16 protein-coding genes are annotated in these 17,361 nt (G+C 73.0%); 9 read left to right on the plus strand and 7 right to left on the minus strand.

The window, feature by feature from the left end:
• Positions 1 to 811: alpha/beta hydrolase fold domain-containing protein (locus tag AAT21_RS19605; protein WP_235438942.1), on the minus strand; the 811-nt coding region annotated here is incomplete at its 3' end.
• 201 nt (positions 812 to 1,012) lie between these two features.
• On the opposite strand from AAT21_RS19605, the gene tdh reads away from it, so the two are divergent.
• From tdh to AAT21_RS19620, 3 genes are all read left to right on the plus strand, one after another.
• Positions 1,013 to 2,041 carry an L-threonine 3-dehydrogenase gene (gene tdh / locus AAT21_RS19610; protein WP_046778091.1) on the plus strand — a complete coding sequence of 343 codons (1,029 nt, stop codon included), beginning with the start codon at positions 1,013 to 1,015 and terminating at the stop codon, positions 2,039 to 2,041.
• Between the two features lie 114 nt (positions 2,042 to 2,155).
• Positions 2,156 to 3,364 carry a glycine C-acetyltransferase gene (locus AAT21_RS19615; protein WP_046778092.1) on the plus strand — a complete coding sequence of 403 codons (1,209 nt, stop codon included), beginning with the start codon at positions 2,156 to 2,158 and terminating at the stop codon, positions 3,362 to 3,364.
• A gap of 30 nt (positions 3,365 to 3,394) precedes the next feature.
• On the plus strand, positions 3,395 to 4,309 hold the full coding sequence (locus AAT21_RS19620; RefSeq protein WP_046778093.1) for a LysR family transcriptional regulator: 915 nt from the start codon (positions 3,395 to 3,397) through the stop codon (positions 4,307 to 4,309).
• 60 nt (positions 4,310 to 4,369) lie between these two features.
• Here the strand turns inward: AAT21_RS19620 and AAT21_RS19625 are convergent, their stop codons facing one another.
• On the minus strand, positions 4,370 to 5,149 hold the full coding sequence (locus tag AAT21_RS19625; protein ID WP_046778094.1) for a DeoR/GlpR family DNA-binding transcription regulator: 780 nt from the start codon (positions 5,147 to 5,149) through the stop codon (positions 4,370 to 4,372).
• Positions 5,150 to 5,317: 168 nt separating this feature from the next.
• Here AAT21_RS19625 and AAT21_RS19630 point away from each other — a divergent pair, with 168 nt between their 5' ends.
• Genes AAT21_RS19630 through AAT21_RS34545 form a run of 3 tightly spaced genes read left to right on the plus strand, consistent with a single transcriptional unit; the run spans position 5,318 to position 7,666 of the window.
• Complete coding sequence (locus AAT21_RS19630) at positions 5,318 to 6,220, plus strand: SIS domain-containing protein (RefSeq protein ID WP_046778095.1); 903 nt, start codon at positions 5,318 to 5,320, stop codon at positions 6,218 to 6,220.
• Positions 6,217 to 7,053 carry a class II fructose-bisphosphate aldolase gene (locus AAT21_RS19635; protein ID WP_046778096.1) on the plus strand — a complete coding sequence of 279 codons (837 nt, stop codon included), beginning with the start codon at positions 6,217 to 6,219 and terminating at the stop codon, positions 7,051 to 7,053. Before AAT21_RS19630 ends, AAT21_RS19635 begins: the two co-directional genes overlap by 4 nt.
• Positions 7,054 to 7,072: 19 nt before the next feature.
• A complete protein-coding gene (locus AAT21_RS34545; RefSeq protein ID WP_052757881.1) occupies positions 7,073 to 7,666 on the plus strand; it encodes a hypothetical protein in 594 nt (197 codons plus the stop codon).
• Between the two features lie 17 nt (positions 7,667 to 7,683).
• On the opposite strand, the gene AAT21_RS19645 is transcribed toward AAT21_RS34545, so the two are convergent.
• Positions 7,684 to 8,238, minus strand: a complete 555-nt coding sequence (locus AAT21_RS19645) for a DinB family protein (RefSeq protein WP_046778097.1) — start codon at positions 8,236 to 8,238, stop codon at positions 7,684 to 7,686.
• Positions 8,239 to 8,422: 184 nt separating this feature from the next.
• On the opposite strand from AAT21_RS19645, the gene AAT21_RS19650 reads away from it, so the two are divergent.
• Positions 8,423 to 9,613, plus strand: coding sequence for an acyl-CoA dehydrogenase family protein (locus tag AAT21_RS19650; RefSeq protein WP_046778098.1), 1,191 nt, complete (start codon positions 8,423 to 8,425; stop codon positions 9,611 to 9,613).
• A gap of 91 nt (positions 9,614 to 9,704) precedes the next feature.
• On the opposite strand, the gene AAT21_RS19655 is transcribed toward AAT21_RS19650, so the two are convergent.
• Entirely contained in the window at positions 9,705 to 11,189 is a 1,485-nt protein-coding gene (locus AAT21_RS19655; protein WP_235438944.1) for an MBL fold metallo-hydrolase RNA specificity domain-containing protein, read from the minus strand.
• A 178-nt stretch (positions 11,190 to 11,367) separates the two neighbouring features.
• On the opposite strand from AAT21_RS19655, the gene AAT21_RS19660 reads away from it, so the two are divergent.
• Complete coding sequence (locus tag AAT21_RS19660) at positions 11,368 to 12,444, plus strand: zinc-dependent alcohol dehydrogenase family protein (protein WP_046778100.1); 1,077 nt, start codon at positions 11,368 to 11,370, stop codon at positions 12,442 to 12,444.
• 115 nt (positions 12,445 to 12,559) lie between these two features.
• Here the strand turns inward: AAT21_RS19660 and AAT21_RS19665 are convergent, their stop codons facing one another.
• Positions 12,560 to 13,585, minus strand: a complete 1,026-nt coding sequence (locus AAT21_RS19665; protein WP_046778101.1) for an Acg family FMN-binding oxidoreductase — start codon at positions 13,583 to 13,585, stop codon at positions 12,560 to 12,562.
• Between the two features lie 52 nt (positions 13,586 to 13,637).
• Complete coding sequence (locus AAT21_RS19670) at positions 13,638 to 14,303, minus strand: CBS domain-containing protein (RefSeq protein ID WP_046778102.1); 666 nt, start codon at positions 14,301 to 14,303, stop codon at positions 13,638 to 13,640.
• 395 nt (positions 14,304 to 14,698) lie between these two features.
• On the opposite strand from AAT21_RS19670, the gene AAT21_RS19675 reads away from it, so the two are divergent.
• On the plus strand, positions 14,699 to 16,465 hold the full coding sequence (locus AAT21_RS19675) for a sensor histidine kinase (protein WP_046778103.1): 1,767 nt from the start codon (positions 14,699 to 14,701) through the stop codon (positions 16,463 to 16,465).
• Between the two features lie 41 nt (positions 16,466 to 16,506).
• On the opposite strand, the gene AAT21_RS19680 is transcribed toward AAT21_RS19675, so the two are convergent.
• A complete protein-coding gene (locus AAT21_RS19680; protein WP_079025816.1) occupies positions 16,507 to 17,271 on the minus strand; it encodes a response regulator in 765 nt (254 codons plus the stop codon).
• Positions 17,272 to 17,361 lie beyond the last annotated feature (90 nt).

The following is a 17,361-nucleotide window of genomic DNA, read 5'->3' on the forward strand; positions in this document are numbered from 1 at the left end:
CCGCCTCCTGGAACTCCACCTCGACGCCCTCCGCGCGGGCCCGGCGCACCAGCTCCCGGCTGTCCGTCGCCAGCACGTCCCGGGGGCCGCTGAACACCGTCAGCGGCGCCAGGCCCCCGAACGTCCCGCGCAGCGGGCTGACCAGCGGATCCTCGACGGCCAGCGTCCCCGCGTACAGGCGCCCGGCCTCCATCAGCCCCGCACGGGACAGCACCGGATCGGCCGCCTCGATCACCGCCTGGTCCGGATGGCTCATCGTCACGTCCAGCCAGGGCGAGAGCAGCACGATCCGCGAGGGCTGCTCGCCGTCGCGGTCACGCAGCCGCTGCGCGGCCGCCAGCGCGAGCCCGGCCCCGGCCGAATCGCCGATGAGCACCGTCCCGCCGTCCCCGCCGCCCGCGATCAGCCCGCTCAGCAGATCGGTGGCGACCGGGACGGTCCGGTCCGCGGTCCCGCGCGGAGCCAGGACGTACGCAGGTACGACGACCCGCGCCCGCGCCCGCGTCACCAGGGTCCGCACCAGCTCCCAGTCCCGGCGCTCCAGCTCGCCCACGTAGTCCCCGCCGTGCACGTACAGCACCTGCACCGACGGCTCGACCCCGAGTGGGGACACGTCGTACACCGGCCAGGCACCCACGAACGTCCGGGAGATGTCGGCGACCCGGCCCAGCCGGCGCGGCGGCAGATGCGACGCGGGCCGGCGGGCGGCCGAGGCCACCCGGTCGCGCACCGCCTCGGCGCTCGCGGACCGTCTTCGCCGCCCCACCACGGCCATGGCGACCGAAAGCGCCCTGCTGCGCAGACTCGGCACGCCCCTCACCTCCCCTTTTCCCTGCCCCGTCAAGGGAGGAGCATAGGCGTGAAGACACGCTCGTGAAGCTGCGCTGTCGGCCTGTTTAAGAAAGTCTCGATGGACTGATCACCACGGTGATCGGCAGATTGGTGCCCGTCACCGACGCCGGCCGAGCCCCGCACGCTCGCGGCGCCCCCTTCCGCATGCCTGGAGCCACCCATGAAGGCACTCGTCAAGCACAAAGCCGAACCCGGCCTGTGGCTCATGGACGTCCCGGAGCCCGAGTACGGCCCCGGCGACGTGCTGATCAAGGTGCTGCGCACCGGCATCTGCGGAACCGACCTGCACATCCGCTCCTGGGACGGCTGGGCGCAGGGCGCGGTCAGGACCCCGCTCGTCCTCGGCCACGAGTTCGTCGGCGAGGTTGCGGCGGTCGGCGCGGACGTGCGCGACATCGAGCTCGGCGCGCTGGTCAGCGGCGAGGGCCACCTGGTGTGCGGCAAGTGCCGCAACTGTCTCGCCGGCCGTCGCCACCTGTGCCGCAGCACGGTCGGGCTCGGCGTGGGCCGTGACGGTGCCTTCGCCGAGTACGTGGTCCTGCCCGCGCAGAACGTCTGGGTGCACCGCACCGCCGTGGACCTCGACGTCGCCGCGATCTTCGACCCGTTCGGCAACGCCGTGCACACGGCGCTCTCCTTCCCGCTGGTCGGCGAGGACGTACTGATCACCGGCGCCGGCCCGATCGGCATCATGGCGGCCGCCGTGGCCAAGCACGCCGGTGCGCGCAACGTCGTCATCACCGACGTCAGCCCCGAGCGGCTCGAGATCGCCCGCAAGGCGGGCGCCACCCTCGCCGTGAACGTCGCCGAGTCCTCGATCGCCAACGCCCAGACGCAGCTCGGCCTGCGCGAGGGCTTCGACATCGGCCTGGAGATGTCCGGGCGCGCCGAGGCGATGCGCGACATGATCGACAACATGACGCATGGTGGCCGGATCGCCATGCTGGGCCTGCCGGCGACGGAGTTCCCCGTCGACTGGGCGAAGGTCGTCACCTCGATGATCACGATCAAGGGCATTTACGGCCGGGAGATGTTCGAGACCTGGTACGCGATGACGGTGCTCCTGGAGGGCGGGCTCGACCTCAGCCCCGTCATCACCGGCCGCTACTCGCACCGCGACTTCGAGGCCGCCTTCGACGAGGCGTCGACCGCCCGCAGCGGCAAGATCATCCTGGACTGGACGGCGTAGGGACTCCCCGCCCGAACGCCCCTTCCCCACGAACCATCTCCCCAGGGCCGGGCCCCGCAACCCTCCCCCCTCCGCGGGGCCCGGCCCCACTCCGCCGCACAAGGAGAACGCAGCATGTTCGAGACCGTCCGCGACGACCTCCGCGCCACCCTCGACGAGATCCGCTCCGCCGGTCTGCACAAGCCCGAGCGCGTCATCGGCACCCCGCAGAGCGCGGCCGTCGCCGTCACCTCGGGCGGCACCGCGGGCGAGGTCCTCAACTTCTGCGCCAACAACTACCTGGGCCTGGCCGACCACCCCGAGGTCGTCGCCGCCGCCAAGGACGCACTGGACCGCTGGGGCTACGGCATGGCCTCCGTCCGCTTCATCTGCGGCACCCAGGAGGTGCACAAGGAGCTGGAGGCACGCCTCTCGGCCTTCCTCGGCCAGGAGGACACGATCCTCTACTCCTCCTGCTTCGACGCCAACGGCGGCGTCTTCGAAACCCTCCTCGGCGCCGAGGACGCGGTCATCTCCGACGCCCTCAACCACGCCTCCATCATCGACGGCATCCGCCTGTCCAAGGCCCGCCGCTTCCGCTACGCCAACCGCGACATGGCCGAGCTGGAGACGCGGCTGAAGGAGGCCACCGAGGGCGGCGCCCGCCGCAAGCTGATCGTCACCGACGGCGTCTTCTCCATGGACGGCTACGTCGCCCCCCTCCAGGAGATCTGCGACCTCGCCGAGCGCTACGACGCCATGGTCATGGTCGACGACTCCCACGCCGTCGGCTTCGTCGGCCCCGGCGGCCGCGGCACCCCCGAGCTGCACGGCGTCATGGACCGCGTCGACATCATCACCGGCACCCTCGGCAAGGCCCTCGGCGGCGCCTCCGGCGGCTACGTCGCCGCGCGCGCCGAGATCGTCGAGCTGCTGCGCCAGCGCTCGCGCCCGTACCTCTTCTCCAACTCCCTCGCCCCGGTCATCGCGGCGGCCTCCCTCAAGGTCCTCGACCTGCTGGAGTCGGCCGGCGACCTGCGCGAGCGCCTCGCCGCCAACACCGCGCTCTTCCGCACCAAGATGACCGAGGCCGGCTTCGAGATCCTGCCCGGCGACCACGCCATCGCCCCCGTGATGATCGGCGACGCGGCGGAGGCCGGCCGGATGGCCGAGCTGCTCCTGGAGCGCGGGGTCTACGTGATCGGCTTCTCCTACCCGGTGGTGCCCATGGGCGCGGCCCGCATCCGCGTCCAGCTCTCGGCGGCCCACTCCACGGCCGACGTCGAGCGGGCGGTGGCCGCGTTCGTCGACGCCCGTGCGGCGCTGGAGACCGCCGGGTCCTGAGTGACCTGCGCATCCTGAGACAATGGTGGGGTGATCGACCCCCGCCGGCTGCGCATCCTGCGGGCCGTGGCGGACCACCGTACGGTGACCGCCGCGGCCGCAGCCCTCTACCTCACCCCCTCCGCCGTCTCCCAGCAGCTCGCGGCGCTGGAACAGGAGACCGGGCACGCGCTCCTCACCCGCAGCGGCCGGGGCGTACGGCTGACCGCGGCGGGGGAGATCCTGCTCGGCCACGCCCACGAGGTGCTGGCGCAGCTGGAGCGGGCGGAGGCCGAGCTCGCGGCGTACGCGGGCGGCGCGGCCGGCGAGGTCACCGTGGCCGCCTTCGCCACGGGGATCGCCGAAGTACTCGCCCCGGCCATCGCCCGGCTCGCCCTGGAGCGGCCGGGCATCAGGCTGCGGGTGCGTGACGCGGAGGGCGATCAGAGCCTCCCGCTGCTCCTGGACGGCGAGGCGGACCTCGCGCTCGCGGTCGAGTACCGGGGCGCGCCGGGCGCCGACGACGGCCGGCTCTCCGTCCTCCCGCTCTACGCGGAACCCTTCGACGCGGTGCTGCCCTCGGGGCACCCGCTGGCCGACCTGCCCGCGGTGTCGCTGGCGGACCTGTCCGACTCGGACTGGGTGGGCCAGTACCCCGGCAACCCGTGCCACGACGTGACGCTGCTCGCCTGCGAACTGGCCGGCTTCCAGCCGCGGTTCGCGCACTCCTCCGACGACTTCCGCGCCGTGACGGCGCTGGTCGGGGCCGGGGCCGGGGTGGCTCTCGTACCGCGCTCCGCGCTGCGGGGCATGGACCTCAAGGAGGTCCAGGTGCGTCCGGTCGCCGGGCCGGCCGCCACCCGCCGGGTCTTCGCCGCCACCCGCCGAGGAGCCGAGACCCACCCGCTGATCGCCCCCGTCCTGGCGGCCCTGGTCCGCGAATCGGAGCGCCTGCCGGCCCACTGAGGGGGCAGTGGTGGCGCGGTGTGTGTGGGGGACGGCTCTGCCCCGCCCCGCCCCCGCCCCTCACACTGTGAGCACCTCGACCCCCGCCGCGGTGAAGGCCTCCGCCACCGTCGGGGCGAGGCCCGTGTCCGTCACCAGGACGTCCACCGCCGAGGTGGCGCAGATGCGGGCGAAGGCGCGGACGCCCAGTTTGCTGGAGTCGGCCGCGACGACCACCCGGCGGGCGCGTTCGCACAGCAGGCGGTTGACCGAGGCCTCGTCCTCGTGCCGGGTCGCCGCACCGTCGCGCGGATCGAAGCCGTCCACGCCGAGGACCGCCGTGTCCACGGCGAGCTGCCCGAGGACCTGCTCGGCGAGCGGCCCCGTCAGTTCGTACGACTGGGGGCGGGCCACGCCTCCCGTCAGCACGATCTTGAACTGCGGCCGGATCACCAGCTCGCCCGCGATGTTGAGCGCGTTCGTGACCACGGTCAGCGCGGGCGAGCCCTGGGCCAGGTCCGGCCGTCCGGCCAGCGCACGCGCCACCTCCGTGGTCGTGGTGCCGCCCGTCAGGCCGATCACCTCGCCCGGGGAGACCAGCGCCGCGACGGCCTCGCTGATCCGGCCCTTCTCCGCGGCGCGCCGTGACGTCCGGTAGCGCAGGGGGAGTTCGTACGACACCCCGTGGAGCACCGCGCCGCCGCGCGTGCGGACCAGCAGCTGCTGTTCGGCGAGCTGGTCGAGGTCACGGCGGATCGTCGCGGCGGACACCCCGAGGGCCTCGGCCGCCGGTTCCACCTCCAGCTCGCCCCGTTCCACCAGCAGGTCCAGCAGTGTCTGCCAGCGCTCCTTGCGGGTCATCGGCCGCCCCCTCCCGTGCTCGCTCCGTGCTCGTCCCGTGGCCCCCGTCGGGCTACCCGGCGACACTAACCCAGCAGAACACCCCGTGGTTGCTTGAAGTTGCGTGAAACAGCCCGCTACCTTGCAGGAAAACGCATCCAGACCCGTCTGTCGCACGAGGGAGCCTGTATGAGTCACGTCGCGTACGAGTTGAGCACGCAGCCCGCATGCTGGGAGCGGGCCGCCGAACTGGCCCCGGCCCGGCGGGCGGTGCTCCCGCAGCCGGGTGAGCGCACCGCGATCGTGGGGTGCGGCACCTCGTACTACATGGCACAGGCGGCCGCCGTACTCCGCGAGGAGTCGGGCCAGGGGGAGACCGACGCCTTCCCCGCATCGGAGTTCCCGCGCCACCGCCGCTACGACAGGGTCGTCGCGCTCACCCGCTCCGGCACCACCACCGAGGTGCTGGACCTGCTGGCCGCACTGCGGGACGCGGACGTGCCCACGACCGCCGTCATCGGCGACCCGGCGACCCCGGTGATGACGCTGGCGGACGAGCTCGTCGTCCTCGACTTCGCCGACGAACGGTCCGTCGTGCAGACCCGCTTCGCGACCACCGCCCTCACCCTGCTGCGCGCCCACCTCGGGCTGCACGGCCCCGCGGTCGTCGCCGACGCCCGCACCGCCGTCGAGGAACCGCTCCCCGCGGGACTGGCGGGCCGGGGCCAGTTCACCTTCCTCGGCCGCGGCTGGAGCGTAGGACTCGCCCACGAGGCGGCCCTGAAAATGCGTGAGGCCTCGCTGTCGTGGGCCGAGTCCTACCCGGCGATGGAGTACCGGCACGGGCCGGTCAGCATCTCCGGACCCGGCACCGTCACCTGGTCGCTCGACGAGGCCCCCGACGGGCTCGCCGATCAGGTCCGCCGGACCGGGGGCCACTGGGTCGCCGGCCGGCTCGACCCGCTCGCCGAACTGGTCCGCGTACACCGCCTCGCCCTGGCCGTGGCCGCCGAACGCGGGCTGGACCCCGACGCGCCGCGCAATCTGACCCGCTCGGTGATCCTCACCACCGGCGAGGAGGCGGTCCGATGACCCTCGTCTGCGCGGGCACCCTGGTCAGGGAGGCGGCCGGCGCGGGCCGTGCCGTCGCCGCCTTCAACATCATCACGTTGGAGCACGCCGAAGCCGTCGTGGCCGGCGCCGAGGCGGCCGCACTGCCGGTCATCCTGCAACTGAGCGAGAACGCCGTGAAGTTCCGCGGCGGGCAGCTGCTGCCCATCTCGCGTGCCGCCGCCGCCTGCGCGGAGGCCGCCGGGGTCCCCGTCGGGCTGCACCTCGACCACGTCAAGAGCCCCGAGCTGCTGCGGCGGGCCTGCGACGCGGGGTACAGCTCGGTGATGTACGACGCGGCGCAACTCCCTTACGCCGAGAACCTGGAGGCCACCCGCTGGGCCGCCGACTGGGCGCACGCCAACGGGCTGTGGATCGAAGCCGAACTCGGCGAGGTCGGCGGCAAGGACGGCGCCGCCCCGCCGGACCCGCACGCGCCCGGCGCCCGTACGGACCCGGACGAGGCGCGGCGGTTCGTCGCCGACTCCGGGGTGGACGCCCTGGCCGTCGCCATCGGCAGCAGCCACGCGATGACCAGCCGGACCGCCGCCCTCGACCACGCGCTGCTGGCCAGGCTGGCCAAGACGGTGGAGGTACCGCTCGTCCTGCACGGTTCGTCCGGGCTGCCGGACTGCGAACTCGCGGCGGCCGTCGCGGGTGGCATCCGCAAGGTCAACATCGGCACCGCGCTGAACCTCGCCATGACGGACGCCATCCGCACCCATCTCACCCCGGCGGACCCCCGGCCGTACCTGACGGCGGCCCGTTCGGCGATGACGGCGACGGCCAGGGCTATGATCGGCGCCCTGAACTGAGCCGGCATCGGGGGCGGTCGTGGACGTACGGCGGGGACAGCCGAGGCAGCCCGGGCAGCGGGACGAGCGGGTAGAGCGGGAACAGCAGGAACCGCGGGGGCGTGTCGACCGCAGGCGCTTCCTGCTGATCGCCGGGGTCCCGCTGCTGGCGGTGGGCGCGGGCACGGCCTACGCCGCGTGGCCCGGACCGGACCGGCCCGGGCCACAGGTCCGCACCGACCTGGAACCCCTGAACGCCCGCTTCGGCCCGTACGTGGGGACCCTCGTCGAGGCGCACTGGCTCGGCTACGACATCGACGAGCCGCCCGGTGGCAGCCGCACCATCCCAGGCCCCGACTCAAGGATCCGCCTGGTCGGCGTCGCCCGTCTGGCGCCCGGGGGTGCGGCGGCGGTCACGGGCCGGGCGGAGTACGCCTTCACGCCCGCGGCCGCGCCGTCCGAACCGCCCGCCTCACTGGTCCCGTACCTCCCGGCCGGTGCGGCCTGGCAGCACAGCCCGCAGTTCGACGCCCACGCCAACCGCGAGGGCGCCGAGGGGAACCCGTCGGGCGAGTACCTCTTCGACCCGGCCCGGGACCTCGTCCGCTTCGACCTTATGTACCTCTACACCTGACGGGCGGATGCCGGGCGTCAGATGCCCACGGCCCCGTCGATCCGCTCGCGGAGCAGGTCGGCGTGGCCGTTGTGCCGGGCGTACTCCTCGACCATGTGGATCAGCACCCAGCGCAGGGACACCCGGCCGCGCCACGCGTCGTCGGCCTCGACGTCGAGGTCCGGGGCCTCGGCCACGAAGCGTTCGGCGAAGGCCACTTCGTCACGCCAGGCCTCCCACGCCTCCTCGACGGCGGCGGGATCGCCGGGCCGCGCCCCGTCGAAGTCGCCGTCGGGATCGCCCAGCGAGGAGAAGCGGGGCGGGGCGTCCTGACCGGCCAGGACCTGCCGGAACCAGCGGCGCTCCACGTCCGCCATGTGCCGGACCAGCCCGAGCAGCGAAAGCGTGGACGGCTCCACCGAGCGCCGCGCCAACTCGGCTCCCAGGTCTGCGCACTTCAGTTCCAGCGTCGCCCGGTGGTCCGCCAGGAAGGCGGTCAGCATGGGCCGTTCGCCACCGGTCGCGGGGCCGGCGAAGCGACTGTCGCGCTCGGGCTCGACGAAGAATTCCGCTCTGCTCCGTGGGATCGTCATGGTGGTGAGTATGGCCGCCGGAGCCGAACGGCGGGCACGCGGGTCCTTCCGAATTCTTGCAACAGGTTCTAATCTGACCGCCGCCACACGCCATCACGCCATCACGCCATCACGCCGCTACGCCATCACGGCGAACCGGCTGGACCGGCTGGACCGGCTGGACCGCGAGATTCCCGGAGGGGCCGTGCACCTCGAATACACGCCTGAGCAGCAGCAGTTGCGCACCGAGCTGCGCGCCTACTTCGCCGAGCTGGTCCCCGAGGACGTCTACGCCCGCTACGAGGACCCGGCCGCCCAGAAGCGGTTCTACCGGGAGACCATTCGCAGGCTCGGAGCCGACGGCTGGCTCGGCGTCGGCTGGCCGAAGGAGTACGGCGGCCGCGGGATGACCCCGATGGACCAGTTCATCTTCTTCGACGAGGCCGCGCAGGCCGTCGTACCGCTTCCCCTCATGGCGCTCAACACGGTCGGGCCGACCATCATGCAGTTCGGCACCGACGAGCAGAAGGCCTACTTCCTGCCCAGGATCCTCGCCGGGGAGATCGACTTCGCCATCGGCTACAGCGAGCCCGACGCGGGCACCGACCTCGCCGCACTCACGTGCAAGGCCGTGCGCGAGGGCGACGAGGAGACCGGCACCTACGTCGTCAACGGGCAGAAGATCTGGACCACCAACGGCGACACCGCCGACTGGGTCTGGCTCGCCGTACGCACCGACCCGGACGCCCCCGCCCACAAGGGCATCACCATGCTCCTCGTCCCGACCTCGGACCCCGGCTACTCCTGCACCCTCATCAACACCCTGGCCTCCCACGACACCACGGCCAGCTACTACGAGGACATCCGCGTCCCCGCGGCCCGCCGCGTCGGCCAGGAGAACAAGGGCTGGCGGCTGATCACCAACCAGCTCAACCACGAGCGCGTCACCCTGGCCGCGCACGGCACGATGGCGATCCGGGCACTCCACGACGTACAGCGCTGGGCCGCCTCGACGAAGCTCGCGGACGGCCGCCGGGTCATCGACCTGTCCTGGGTCCGCGGCCGCCTCGCCCGCACCCACGCCCGCCTCGACGCGATGAAGCTGCTCAACTGGCAGATGGTGAACGCGGTCGAGTCCGGCACCCTCACCCCGCAGGACGCCTCAGCGGTCAAGGTGTACGGCTCCGAGGCACGCCGCGACGCGTACGCCTGGCTGATGGAGATCGTCGGCGCGGCCGGCCCCCTCAAGGACGGCTCTGCCGGCGCGGTCCTCCACGGCGAACTCGAACGCGGCTACCGCAGCGCGGTCATCTTCACCTTCGGCGGCGGCAACAACGAGATCCAGCGCGAGATCATCTCCTGGATAGGCCTGGGCATGCCCCGAGTCCGCCGCTGACCTCCGTCATGACGTCGGCGACGGTGTACGGGGTGGAGGAGGTCGTTGTGGGTTCCTCATCGTGGGTGCGGGGGCGAGCGGGTAGCGAGCTTCAGCGGACCAGGACTGCTTCGCCGGACCTGGGGACGACGGCCGTCCAGCCCAGCTCGTCCGTGATCCGGTCGCGAAGGGTCTCGGAGGCGGTCTCCTCGCCGTGCACGAGGTAGGTCGTGTGCGGAGCGGGGGCGGCGCGCAGCCAGTCGATGATCTGTCCGGCATCGGCGTGGGCGGAGAAGTGCGGTACGTCGGCGACCTCGGCGCGTACGGGGACGTACTCGCCGAACATCTTGAGCGCGCGGGCGCCGTCCACCAGGTCACGGGCACGGGTGCCCGCCGCGGCGAATCCGACGATGACGACGGCGTTGCGTGGGTCGGGCAGGATCCGGTGGAGGTGGTGCAGGACGCGGCCGCCGGTGGCCATCCCGGCGGAGGAGACGATGACCGCCGGGCCGGTGGTGTTGTTGATGTCGATCGACTCCTGCACGGTCCGGGCCGCCAGGAAGGGCTCCGGGCTGATCGCGGCCTCGCCGGCGGCGACAACCTCCGGACGGAGCTCGGGGGAGTGCGACCGGACGGCGTTCCGGTAGACGTCGAGGGCCGCCAGCGCCATGGGGCTGTCGACATACACGGGTACGTGAGCGGGCAGGGTGCCGTCACCGCGGAGCGCGGCGAGTTCGTGCAGGACGACCTCGGTACGGTCGATCGCGAAGGCCGGGATGACCACCGTGCCCCCGCGGGACAGCGCGCGGGTGATCACGGACGCGAACCCGTGCCGCGCGCCCTCGGCATCGTGGTGCCGGTCACCGTACGTCGACTCCATGAGCAGGACGTCGGCGCCGGTGAACGGTTCGGGCGGCAGAAGAAGCGGGTGCCCGGGGCGGCCGAGGTCCCCGCTGACGGCGAGGGTGTGGCCGTCCTCCAGGGTCAGATGGGCCCAGGCGGAGCCGAGGATGTGGCCTCCGTGGTGGAGCGTGAGCTTGGTCCCGGCCATGATCTCGACCTCGCTGCCGACGGGGACCGGGTCGAAGAACTTCACCGTGCGGTCGACGTCGTCATCGTCGTAGAGCGGCCTGGCGGGCCGGTGCTTGGACCAGCCGTGCCGGTTGGCGTGCTCGGCGGCCTCCATCTGCAGGCGCGCGCTGTCCCGGAGCACGATCTCGGCCAGCCGGGCGGTGGCGGCGCTGGTCAGGACGGGCCCGCGGAAGCCGTGCCGGACCAGCCGCGGCAGGTAGCCGCAGTGGTCCAGGTGGGCGTGGGTGACGACGACGGCGTGGATGTCGGACGCGTCGCACGGAAGCGTGCGCCAGTTCCGGCGGCGCAGGTCCGCGACACCCTGGAAGAGTCCGCAGTCGACGAGGATCCGGGCGTGGTCGCTCTCGACGAGGAACTTGCTCCCGGTGACCGTACGCACACCGCCGAGGAAGGACAGCAGGGCCGGGCGCGCGGCCGCCGAGCGGGCGTGGGCCGAGGGGGACGCTGACGGCCGGGACATGGGTGACTGAGGCGTGGGTGACGGGGACACGGGTGACTGGGACATGGCAGCGGCCCTCCTTCCGGGACGGGTGCCGCTGTCCAGCGTGGCACCGGCCCGCCTCTGCAGGAGGGGTCCGACCGGGCCAGGCAAAGGGCCGACCGGCCCAAGCGGGGCGAGGGCGCACGGGAACAGCCTGGCCCTGAACCCCTTTTCGTACCGCACACAGAGAGAAGGCCGCGCCATGAAGGCACTCGTCTTCCACGGGCCCGGACAGACCTCCTGGCAGGACGTCCCGGACCCCGCGATCAAGGACGCCGCCGACGCGATCGTCCGCGTCGACGCCGTCACCATCTGCGGCACCGACCTGCACATCGTCAAGGGCGACGTCCCCGAGGTCACCCCGGGCCGCGTCCTCGGCCACGAGGCCGTGGGCACCGTCGTCGAGACGGGCGGCGACGTACGCACCGTACGCCCGGGCGACCGGGTGCTGATCTCCTGCATATCCGCATGCGGCCGCTGCCGCTTCTGCCGTGAGGCCCGCTACGGACAGTGCCGCGGGGGCGGTGGCTGGGTCCTGGGCCACACCACGGACGGCACCCAGGCCGAGTACGTACGCGTCCCCTTCGCCGACCTGTCCGTGCACGCCCTGCCCAGCACCCTGCCGAGCGACGAGGCGGTGCTGCTCGCGGACATCTTCCCGACCGCCTACGAGGTGGGCGTCCTCAACGGCAACGTACGCCCCGGCGACACCGTCGTCGTGGTGGGCGCGGGCCCCATCGGCCTCGCGGTCATCGCCACCGCCTCGCTCTGCAGCCCGTACCGGGTCATCGCCGTCGACCCGGCCGCGTCCCGGCTCGCCGCCGCCCGCGGCCTCGGCGCCGACGCCACCGTCAGCGCCGAGGAAGGGCCCGAGAAGCTGGTGGAGGACCTGACCGACGGGCTCGGCGCGGACGTGGTCGTCGAGGCCGTCGGCGTGCCGGAGGCGTTCGAGATGTGCACCCGCATGGTCCGGCCCGGGGGCCGCGTCGCCAACATCGGTGTCCACGGCAAGCCCGCGACCCTCCACCTCGAAGACCTGTGGATCAAGGACGTCACCATCACCACCGGCCTCGTCGACACCCACTCGACCCCTGTGCTGCTCCGCATGATGGCCGCGGGCCGGCTGCCGGGGGCGGCGATGGTCACCCACCGGTTCGAGCTGGACCGGATGGCGGAGGCGTACGACATCTTCTCCCGGGCCGGTGACACCGGCGCCCTCAAGGTCGTCCTCGGCGCAGCACGGCACGACACGGTCGCCGTACCGTCCCAGGAGCACTGATCGCCCTCCTGAGCACTGATCGCGCTCAGGAGCAGTGCTCACCGTAGAACCCCGGCCCCGCCCCGCCCGGCTCACCGCTCGTCGCACGACGGCCGATGAGCCGGGTGCCGGTGCGTCACCGGATCTCCAGGACATCCGTCACCGGGCGACGCGGCGTGGCCGCTCCCGACGGGCCGTAGCCGAGCCGCACCACCATCTGGACGTGGCCCACGGAGGCGAGCGGATCGCGGACCGTCCAGCGGAGCTCCGGCCATTCGAGGGGCTGCGAGGTCATCGACGTGGCGAGGCCGTCGGCGGTGGCCCGCAGGAGTACGCGCTCGAGAGCCTGGCCGGCCCGCAGCCAGTCGGCCGGGGTGTCGGCCGGCGTGCCGAGCAGGGCGAGCTGGGGGTGCTTCTCGAAGACGGCCCAGCCGCGGTCCGGGACCGGGTGGGCCCGGCCGAAGTCGCGTACGGGCGCCGTCGCCGCGCCGGAGCTCCGGGGGCCGAACGCCGCGGCGGGAATCCCGTCGCCCCGCGTCGTGGCCCTGCCCGAGGTCTGGGCCTGGGGCGTGGGAGACGGGTCCGGCGCCCCGGTGGTCCATGAGGCCGTCTCCGCCCGGGCGAGCGGATCCATCTCCTCATGGTGCTCCGCGTCCCGTACGAGTGCCAGCACGGTCTCGGTGTGCCAGCTGTCGGGGACGGTCAGTTGGCAGCCCTCCAGGCGGGCGGCTGCCCGCAGGCCGTCCAGCAGCGCGGGCGCAACGCGCTCGTCGCCGAACGGATGGCGGCTGGTGTGCCGGCGCCGGAGTACGTCGTGCAGCGCGGCGAGCTCGTGGTTCTCCTCCGTGGGCGGCCCGAGGGCGACGTTGGCCAGCAGCCACGGGTCGGCGGGGTCGGGCAGCAGGGCCACGTGGGCACCGAGCCCGTTCCACGCCGCCGACACGCGCAGGTTGAACAGCGCCGCGGCACAGCCCAGGTGGAGGGCGCGGTGATCGGGGTCCGTCCGTGTCATGGCCCGCTCCGGATCGCCGCGCAGTTCGAGGGTGCCGGCCGCCGAGTGCAGGAGGAACCGCCAGGGCTGCGCGTTGTGCATCGAGGGGGCAGTGACGGCGTCCGCCACGAGCCGGGCGGCGGTGTCCGCGTCGACGTGGGATGCGCTCATGGGAATCGTCCTGTCCGTGCGTTCCTTCAGGTGTCCGGCCGGCGGCCGGAGGTCACCACGGCATCGCGTGGCGGACGTTGCCGACGCCGGTGCTCTCCTCGTCGTCGGTGCGGGCCGTCAGGCGTGATGCCACGGCCACGACGCCGTCGATCCGTTCGACGAGAGAGAGGATCACGGGCAGCCGGCTCCGGCGCGGAACGGTGCCGTCGAGGGTGACGATGCCGTCCACCACGTGCACCTCGATGTCGGCGGTCGGTACGTCCGCCACGTCCCGCAGGACCTCCTGGACCCGTCGGCGTATCTCGGAGTCCGGGCGCAGGAACATGCGGAGCAGGTCCCGGCGGGTGATGATGCCGACCAGCCGGTCCTCCTCGTCCACGACGGGAAGCCGCTCGATGCCGCGGCGGGTCATCAGCCGGGCCGCGTCGGCCGCCGTCCCGTCGGCGAGGACGGTGATCGCCGGAGCGGACATGATCTCGCCCGCCGTGGTCGGCCGGGCCGCCGGCCTCTCGTCCGGTGACGCGTACGGATCGGGTCCGGCGTGGGCCAGTACGTCGGTCTGCGAAACGACACCCACCACACGGTCCTCGTCGTCCAGGACGGGGACACCGCTGATGTCGTACTGGGCGAGCAGTTTCGCGACGTCCTTGAAGGCGGTTCCCGGAACGACGGAGACGACCTCGTCGCTCATCAGGTCCGTCACCTTGAGGCTTTGCATGGGGCTCTCCTGCTCTGCCGTGTCGTGTCGTGTCGTGCGTGCCGGGTCTTGCGTGCCGTTCGGCCGCCAGCGGCTGTGCGGGGTGCATACGTCACCCAGCATCCGCCGGAGCCGGCGGGGGAGCGAGGGGCCGAACGGTCCCGTCCGGGGACCGGAAGGGCCCCCGGCCCCCGGCTACCCGGTCCCGGTGGTACGTCGTCTTCGGCGCCGCCACCGACGGCAGGGCGCTGTACCTGGCGGCGGAGACCGTCGAAGAGGTTCGTAGCGCGGGCCGTGAACTGCTGCGACGGCCGGCCGGGGGCTGACACGTCCGTACTGGACGGGAAACCGCCGCCGGCCGGGATTACTGTGGACAGCGTGGTCCTCTCACCGCTGTCCCCGGCCGGAGGTGGGGCATGAGCGAAGGCGGCAGGCCCACCGGCGGCGGCGTGCCGCGACTGCGGCTGGACGAGCTGCTCGACGAACTCCAGGACGAACTCCAGGTACGCATAGACGAGGTCAGAGGTGCCCGTGACCGGCTGAACGGCCTCCTGGAAGCCGTCATGTCCGTCGGCCGGAAGCTGGATCTGCCGCAGGTTCTGCGCGGCATCGTGGAGGCCGCCGTCGTGCTCGTGGACGCCGAGTACGGAGCCCTGGGAGTCGTCGGCGACGGGAAGAAGCTCGCCGAGTTCCTCCCCGTCGGCATCAGCGACGAGGTCCGCGCACGCATCGGGGACCTGCCCTCCGGCCACGGCATCCTCGGCGAACTGATCCGCCACCCCGCACCCCTGCGCCTCGCGGAGCTGTCCGAGCACCCCGCCTCGTACGGGTTCCCGCCGCACCACCCCCCGATGCACTCCTTCCTCGGCGTCCCCATCCGCGTCGGCGAGGCGGTCTTCGGCAACCTCTACCTGACCGAGAAGCGCGGAGGCGCCCACTTCGACGCCGAGGACGAGTCCGTCCTGTCCACCCTCGCGGTCGCCGCCGGCATCGCCATCGAGAACGCCCGCCTCTACGAGGAGGCCCGCCTGCGCGAACGCTGGCTGACGGCGAGCGCCGACATCACCAGCGCACTGCTCTCCGGAACGCCCCGCGACGACGTCCTCGACGGAATGCTGGACCGGGCCAGGGACATCACCGGCGCCGAGCTGGGCGTCTTCTACCTCCTCGGCCCCGTCGGCGACCTGCGCGGCTCCCTCGCCCGCGGGGAGGGAGCGGCAGCACACCGGGGGCTCGTGCTGCCCGGTACGCGGGGCACCCTGGCCGGGGCCGCCCTGGACCGGGACGGCCCGCTCACCGTCGCGGACGTCGAGAACGACCGGCAGATCACCGTGCAGCCCGAACGGTGGAAAGGCATGGGCCCGGCCGTCGCCGTCACCGTCGGCACGAAGGAGAAGCTCAGCGGCGTGCTGGTGCTCGCCCGCCGCCGCGGGCGGGCGAGGTTTGCCACCGCGGAGGTCGCCGCGCTGCCCGGCTTCGCGGGCCAGGCGGCCCTGGCCCTGGAGCTGGCGGACCGGCGCCGGGACGCCGAGCAGACGAGCATGCTGGAGGACCACGACCGTATCGCCCGCGACCTCCACGACCTGGCCATCCAGCGACTCTTCGCCACGGGCATGACCCTGCAGAGCGCCCGGCGTTTCGTCGACCACCCCGAGGCCTCCGAACGGCTCGCCCGGGCGGTCGACGACCTCGACGCCACCATCAAGATCATCCGGTCCACCATCTTCGGGCTCCGCGCGCACGACTCCCCGGCCGTGGGCTCCAAGCTGCGTGCGCGCGCCGTGCAGGCCCTGGACGAGGCCGCCGCGGGCCTCGGCTTCGCCCCGGCCCTGCGCATGGAGGGGCTGATCGACACCGACGTACCGCCGGCCGTGGCTGAGGAGGCCCTCGCCGTCATCGGCGAAGCCCTCAGCAACGTGGCCCGGCACGCCCGCGCCACCCGCGTCGACGTGTCGATCGCCGCGAGCGACGGGATCCTGACCCTGGAGGTGGCGGACGACGGTGTAGGCCTGCCCGAGGGCGGCGGCCGACGCAGCGGGCTGCGCAACATCGCCGAGCGCGCCGAGGGTCTCGGGGGCCGGATGACGGTCGGCCCGCGGGGCCGGGGCGAGCGCGGCACCCGCCTGCGCTGGCTGGTGCCGCTGGCTCCCCCGGGGACCGGAGCGAAGCCGCCGCCCGGGTGAGCGACAGGCCGGACGGGAGCGACGCCTCGTGACTGGGGACCCTACGGGCCGCCGTGCTCGGGGCTGTGGCCGAGACCGTGGCTGTCGCCGTGATCACGGTCGTGGTCGTGACCGTGATCGTGGTCGGGCTCGTGCTCGTGGACCTGCGCGGCGATCACGGCTGCCTGGACCCGGCGTTCGACGCCCAGCTTGCCGAGCAGCCGCGAGATGTGGTTCTTGACGGTCTTCTCCGACAGGTAGAGCCGCTTGGCGATCTGCCGGTTGGTGAGGCCCTCGCCGATGAGCTCCAGCACGGCCCGTTCCCGTTCCGTCAGAGCCGCCAGGCGGGCGTCCTCCGGCTCCTTCGGCGCCTCCGGGGCACGCAGGGAGTGCATCAGCCGGGCGGTGGTGGCCGGATCGAGCATGGACTGCCCGGTGGCGACGGTGCGTACGGCGGAGACCAGGTCGGAGCCCTTGATCTGCTTCAGTACGTATCCGGCCGCGCCCGCCATGATCGAGTCCAGCAGGGCGTCCTCGTCGTCGAAGGACGTCAGCATCAGGCAGGCCAGGGTGGGCATGTGGGAGCGCAGCTCCCGGCAGACGGTGATGCCGTCGCCGTCGGGCAGCCGGACGTCGAGCACGGCCACGTCCGGACGCAGCGCCGGACCGCGGGCGAGGGCCTGCTCGGCCGTGCCCGCCTCACCCACGACGCTGATGTCCGGTTCGGCGTCGAGGAGGTCCCGCAGCCCCCGCCGGACCACCTCATGATCGTCGAGGAGGAACACCTTGATCGGCGTCCGGGGAGAGACATTCGGATCGTCGGACATATTCGCCCCTGATTCGGACCCTGCTGTGACCTTCCGTCCGTATTGTCTCAGGGAGGAGTGCGCCGCACCCGTGGGACCGACCGACGCGGG

Source organism: Streptomyces yangpuensis (assembly GCF_001005295.1).
GTDB classification, from domain to species: Bacteria; Actinomycetota; Actinomycetes; order Streptomycetales; family Streptomycetaceae; genus Streptomyces; species Streptomyces yangpuensis.

Bases quoted from the DNA above. Each gene is read 5' to 3' on its own strand.
- tdh (WP_046778091.1), top strand. From the start codon at position 1,013: ATGAAGGCACTCGTCAAGCACAAAGCCGAACCCGGCCTGTGGCTCATG.
- AAT21_RS19615 (WP_046778092.1), top strand. From the start codon at position 2,156: ATGTTCGAGACCGTCCGCGACGACCTCCGCGCCACCCTCGACGAGATC.
- AAT21_RS19625 (WP_046778094.1), bottom strand. From the start codon at position 5,149: ATGACCCGCAAGGAGCGCTGGCAGACACTGCTGGACCTGCTGGTGGAA.
- AAT21_RS19630 (WP_046778095.1), top strand. From the start codon at position 5,318: ATGAGTCACGTCGCGTACGAGTTGAGCACGCAGCCCGCATGCTGGGAG.
- AAT21_RS19635 (WP_046778096.1), top strand. From the start codon at position 6,217: ATGACCCTCGTCTGCGCGGGCACCCTGGTCAGGGAGGCGGCCGGCGCG.
- AAT21_RS19645 (WP_046778097.1), bottom strand. From the start codon at position 8,238: ATGACGATCCCACGGAGCAGAGCGGAATTCTTCGTCGAGCCCGAGCGC.
- AAT21_RS19655 (WP_235438944.1), bottom strand. From the start codon at position 11,189: ATGTCCCAGTCACCCGTGTCCCCGTCACCCACGCCTCAGTCACCCATG.
- AAT21_RS19660 (WP_046778100.1), top strand. From the start codon at position 11,368: ATGAAGGCACTCGTCTTCCACGGGCCCGGACAGACCTCCTGGCAGGAC.
- AAT21_RS19665 (WP_046778101.1), bottom strand. From the start codon at position 13,585: ATGAGCGCATCCCACGTCGACGCGGACACCGCCGCCCGGCTCGTGGCG.
- AAT21_RS19670 (WP_046778102.1), bottom strand. From the start codon at position 14,303: ATGCAAAGCCTCAAGGTGACGGACCTGATGAGCGACGAGGTCGTCTCC.
- AAT21_RS19675 (WP_046778103.1), top strand. From the start codon at position 14,699: ATGAGCGAAGGCGGCAGGCCCACCGGCGGCGGCGTGCCGCGACTGCGG.
- AAT21_RS19680 (WP_079025816.1), bottom strand. From the start codon at position 17,271: ATGTCCGACGATCCGAATGTCTCTCCCCGGACGCCGATCAAGGTGTTC.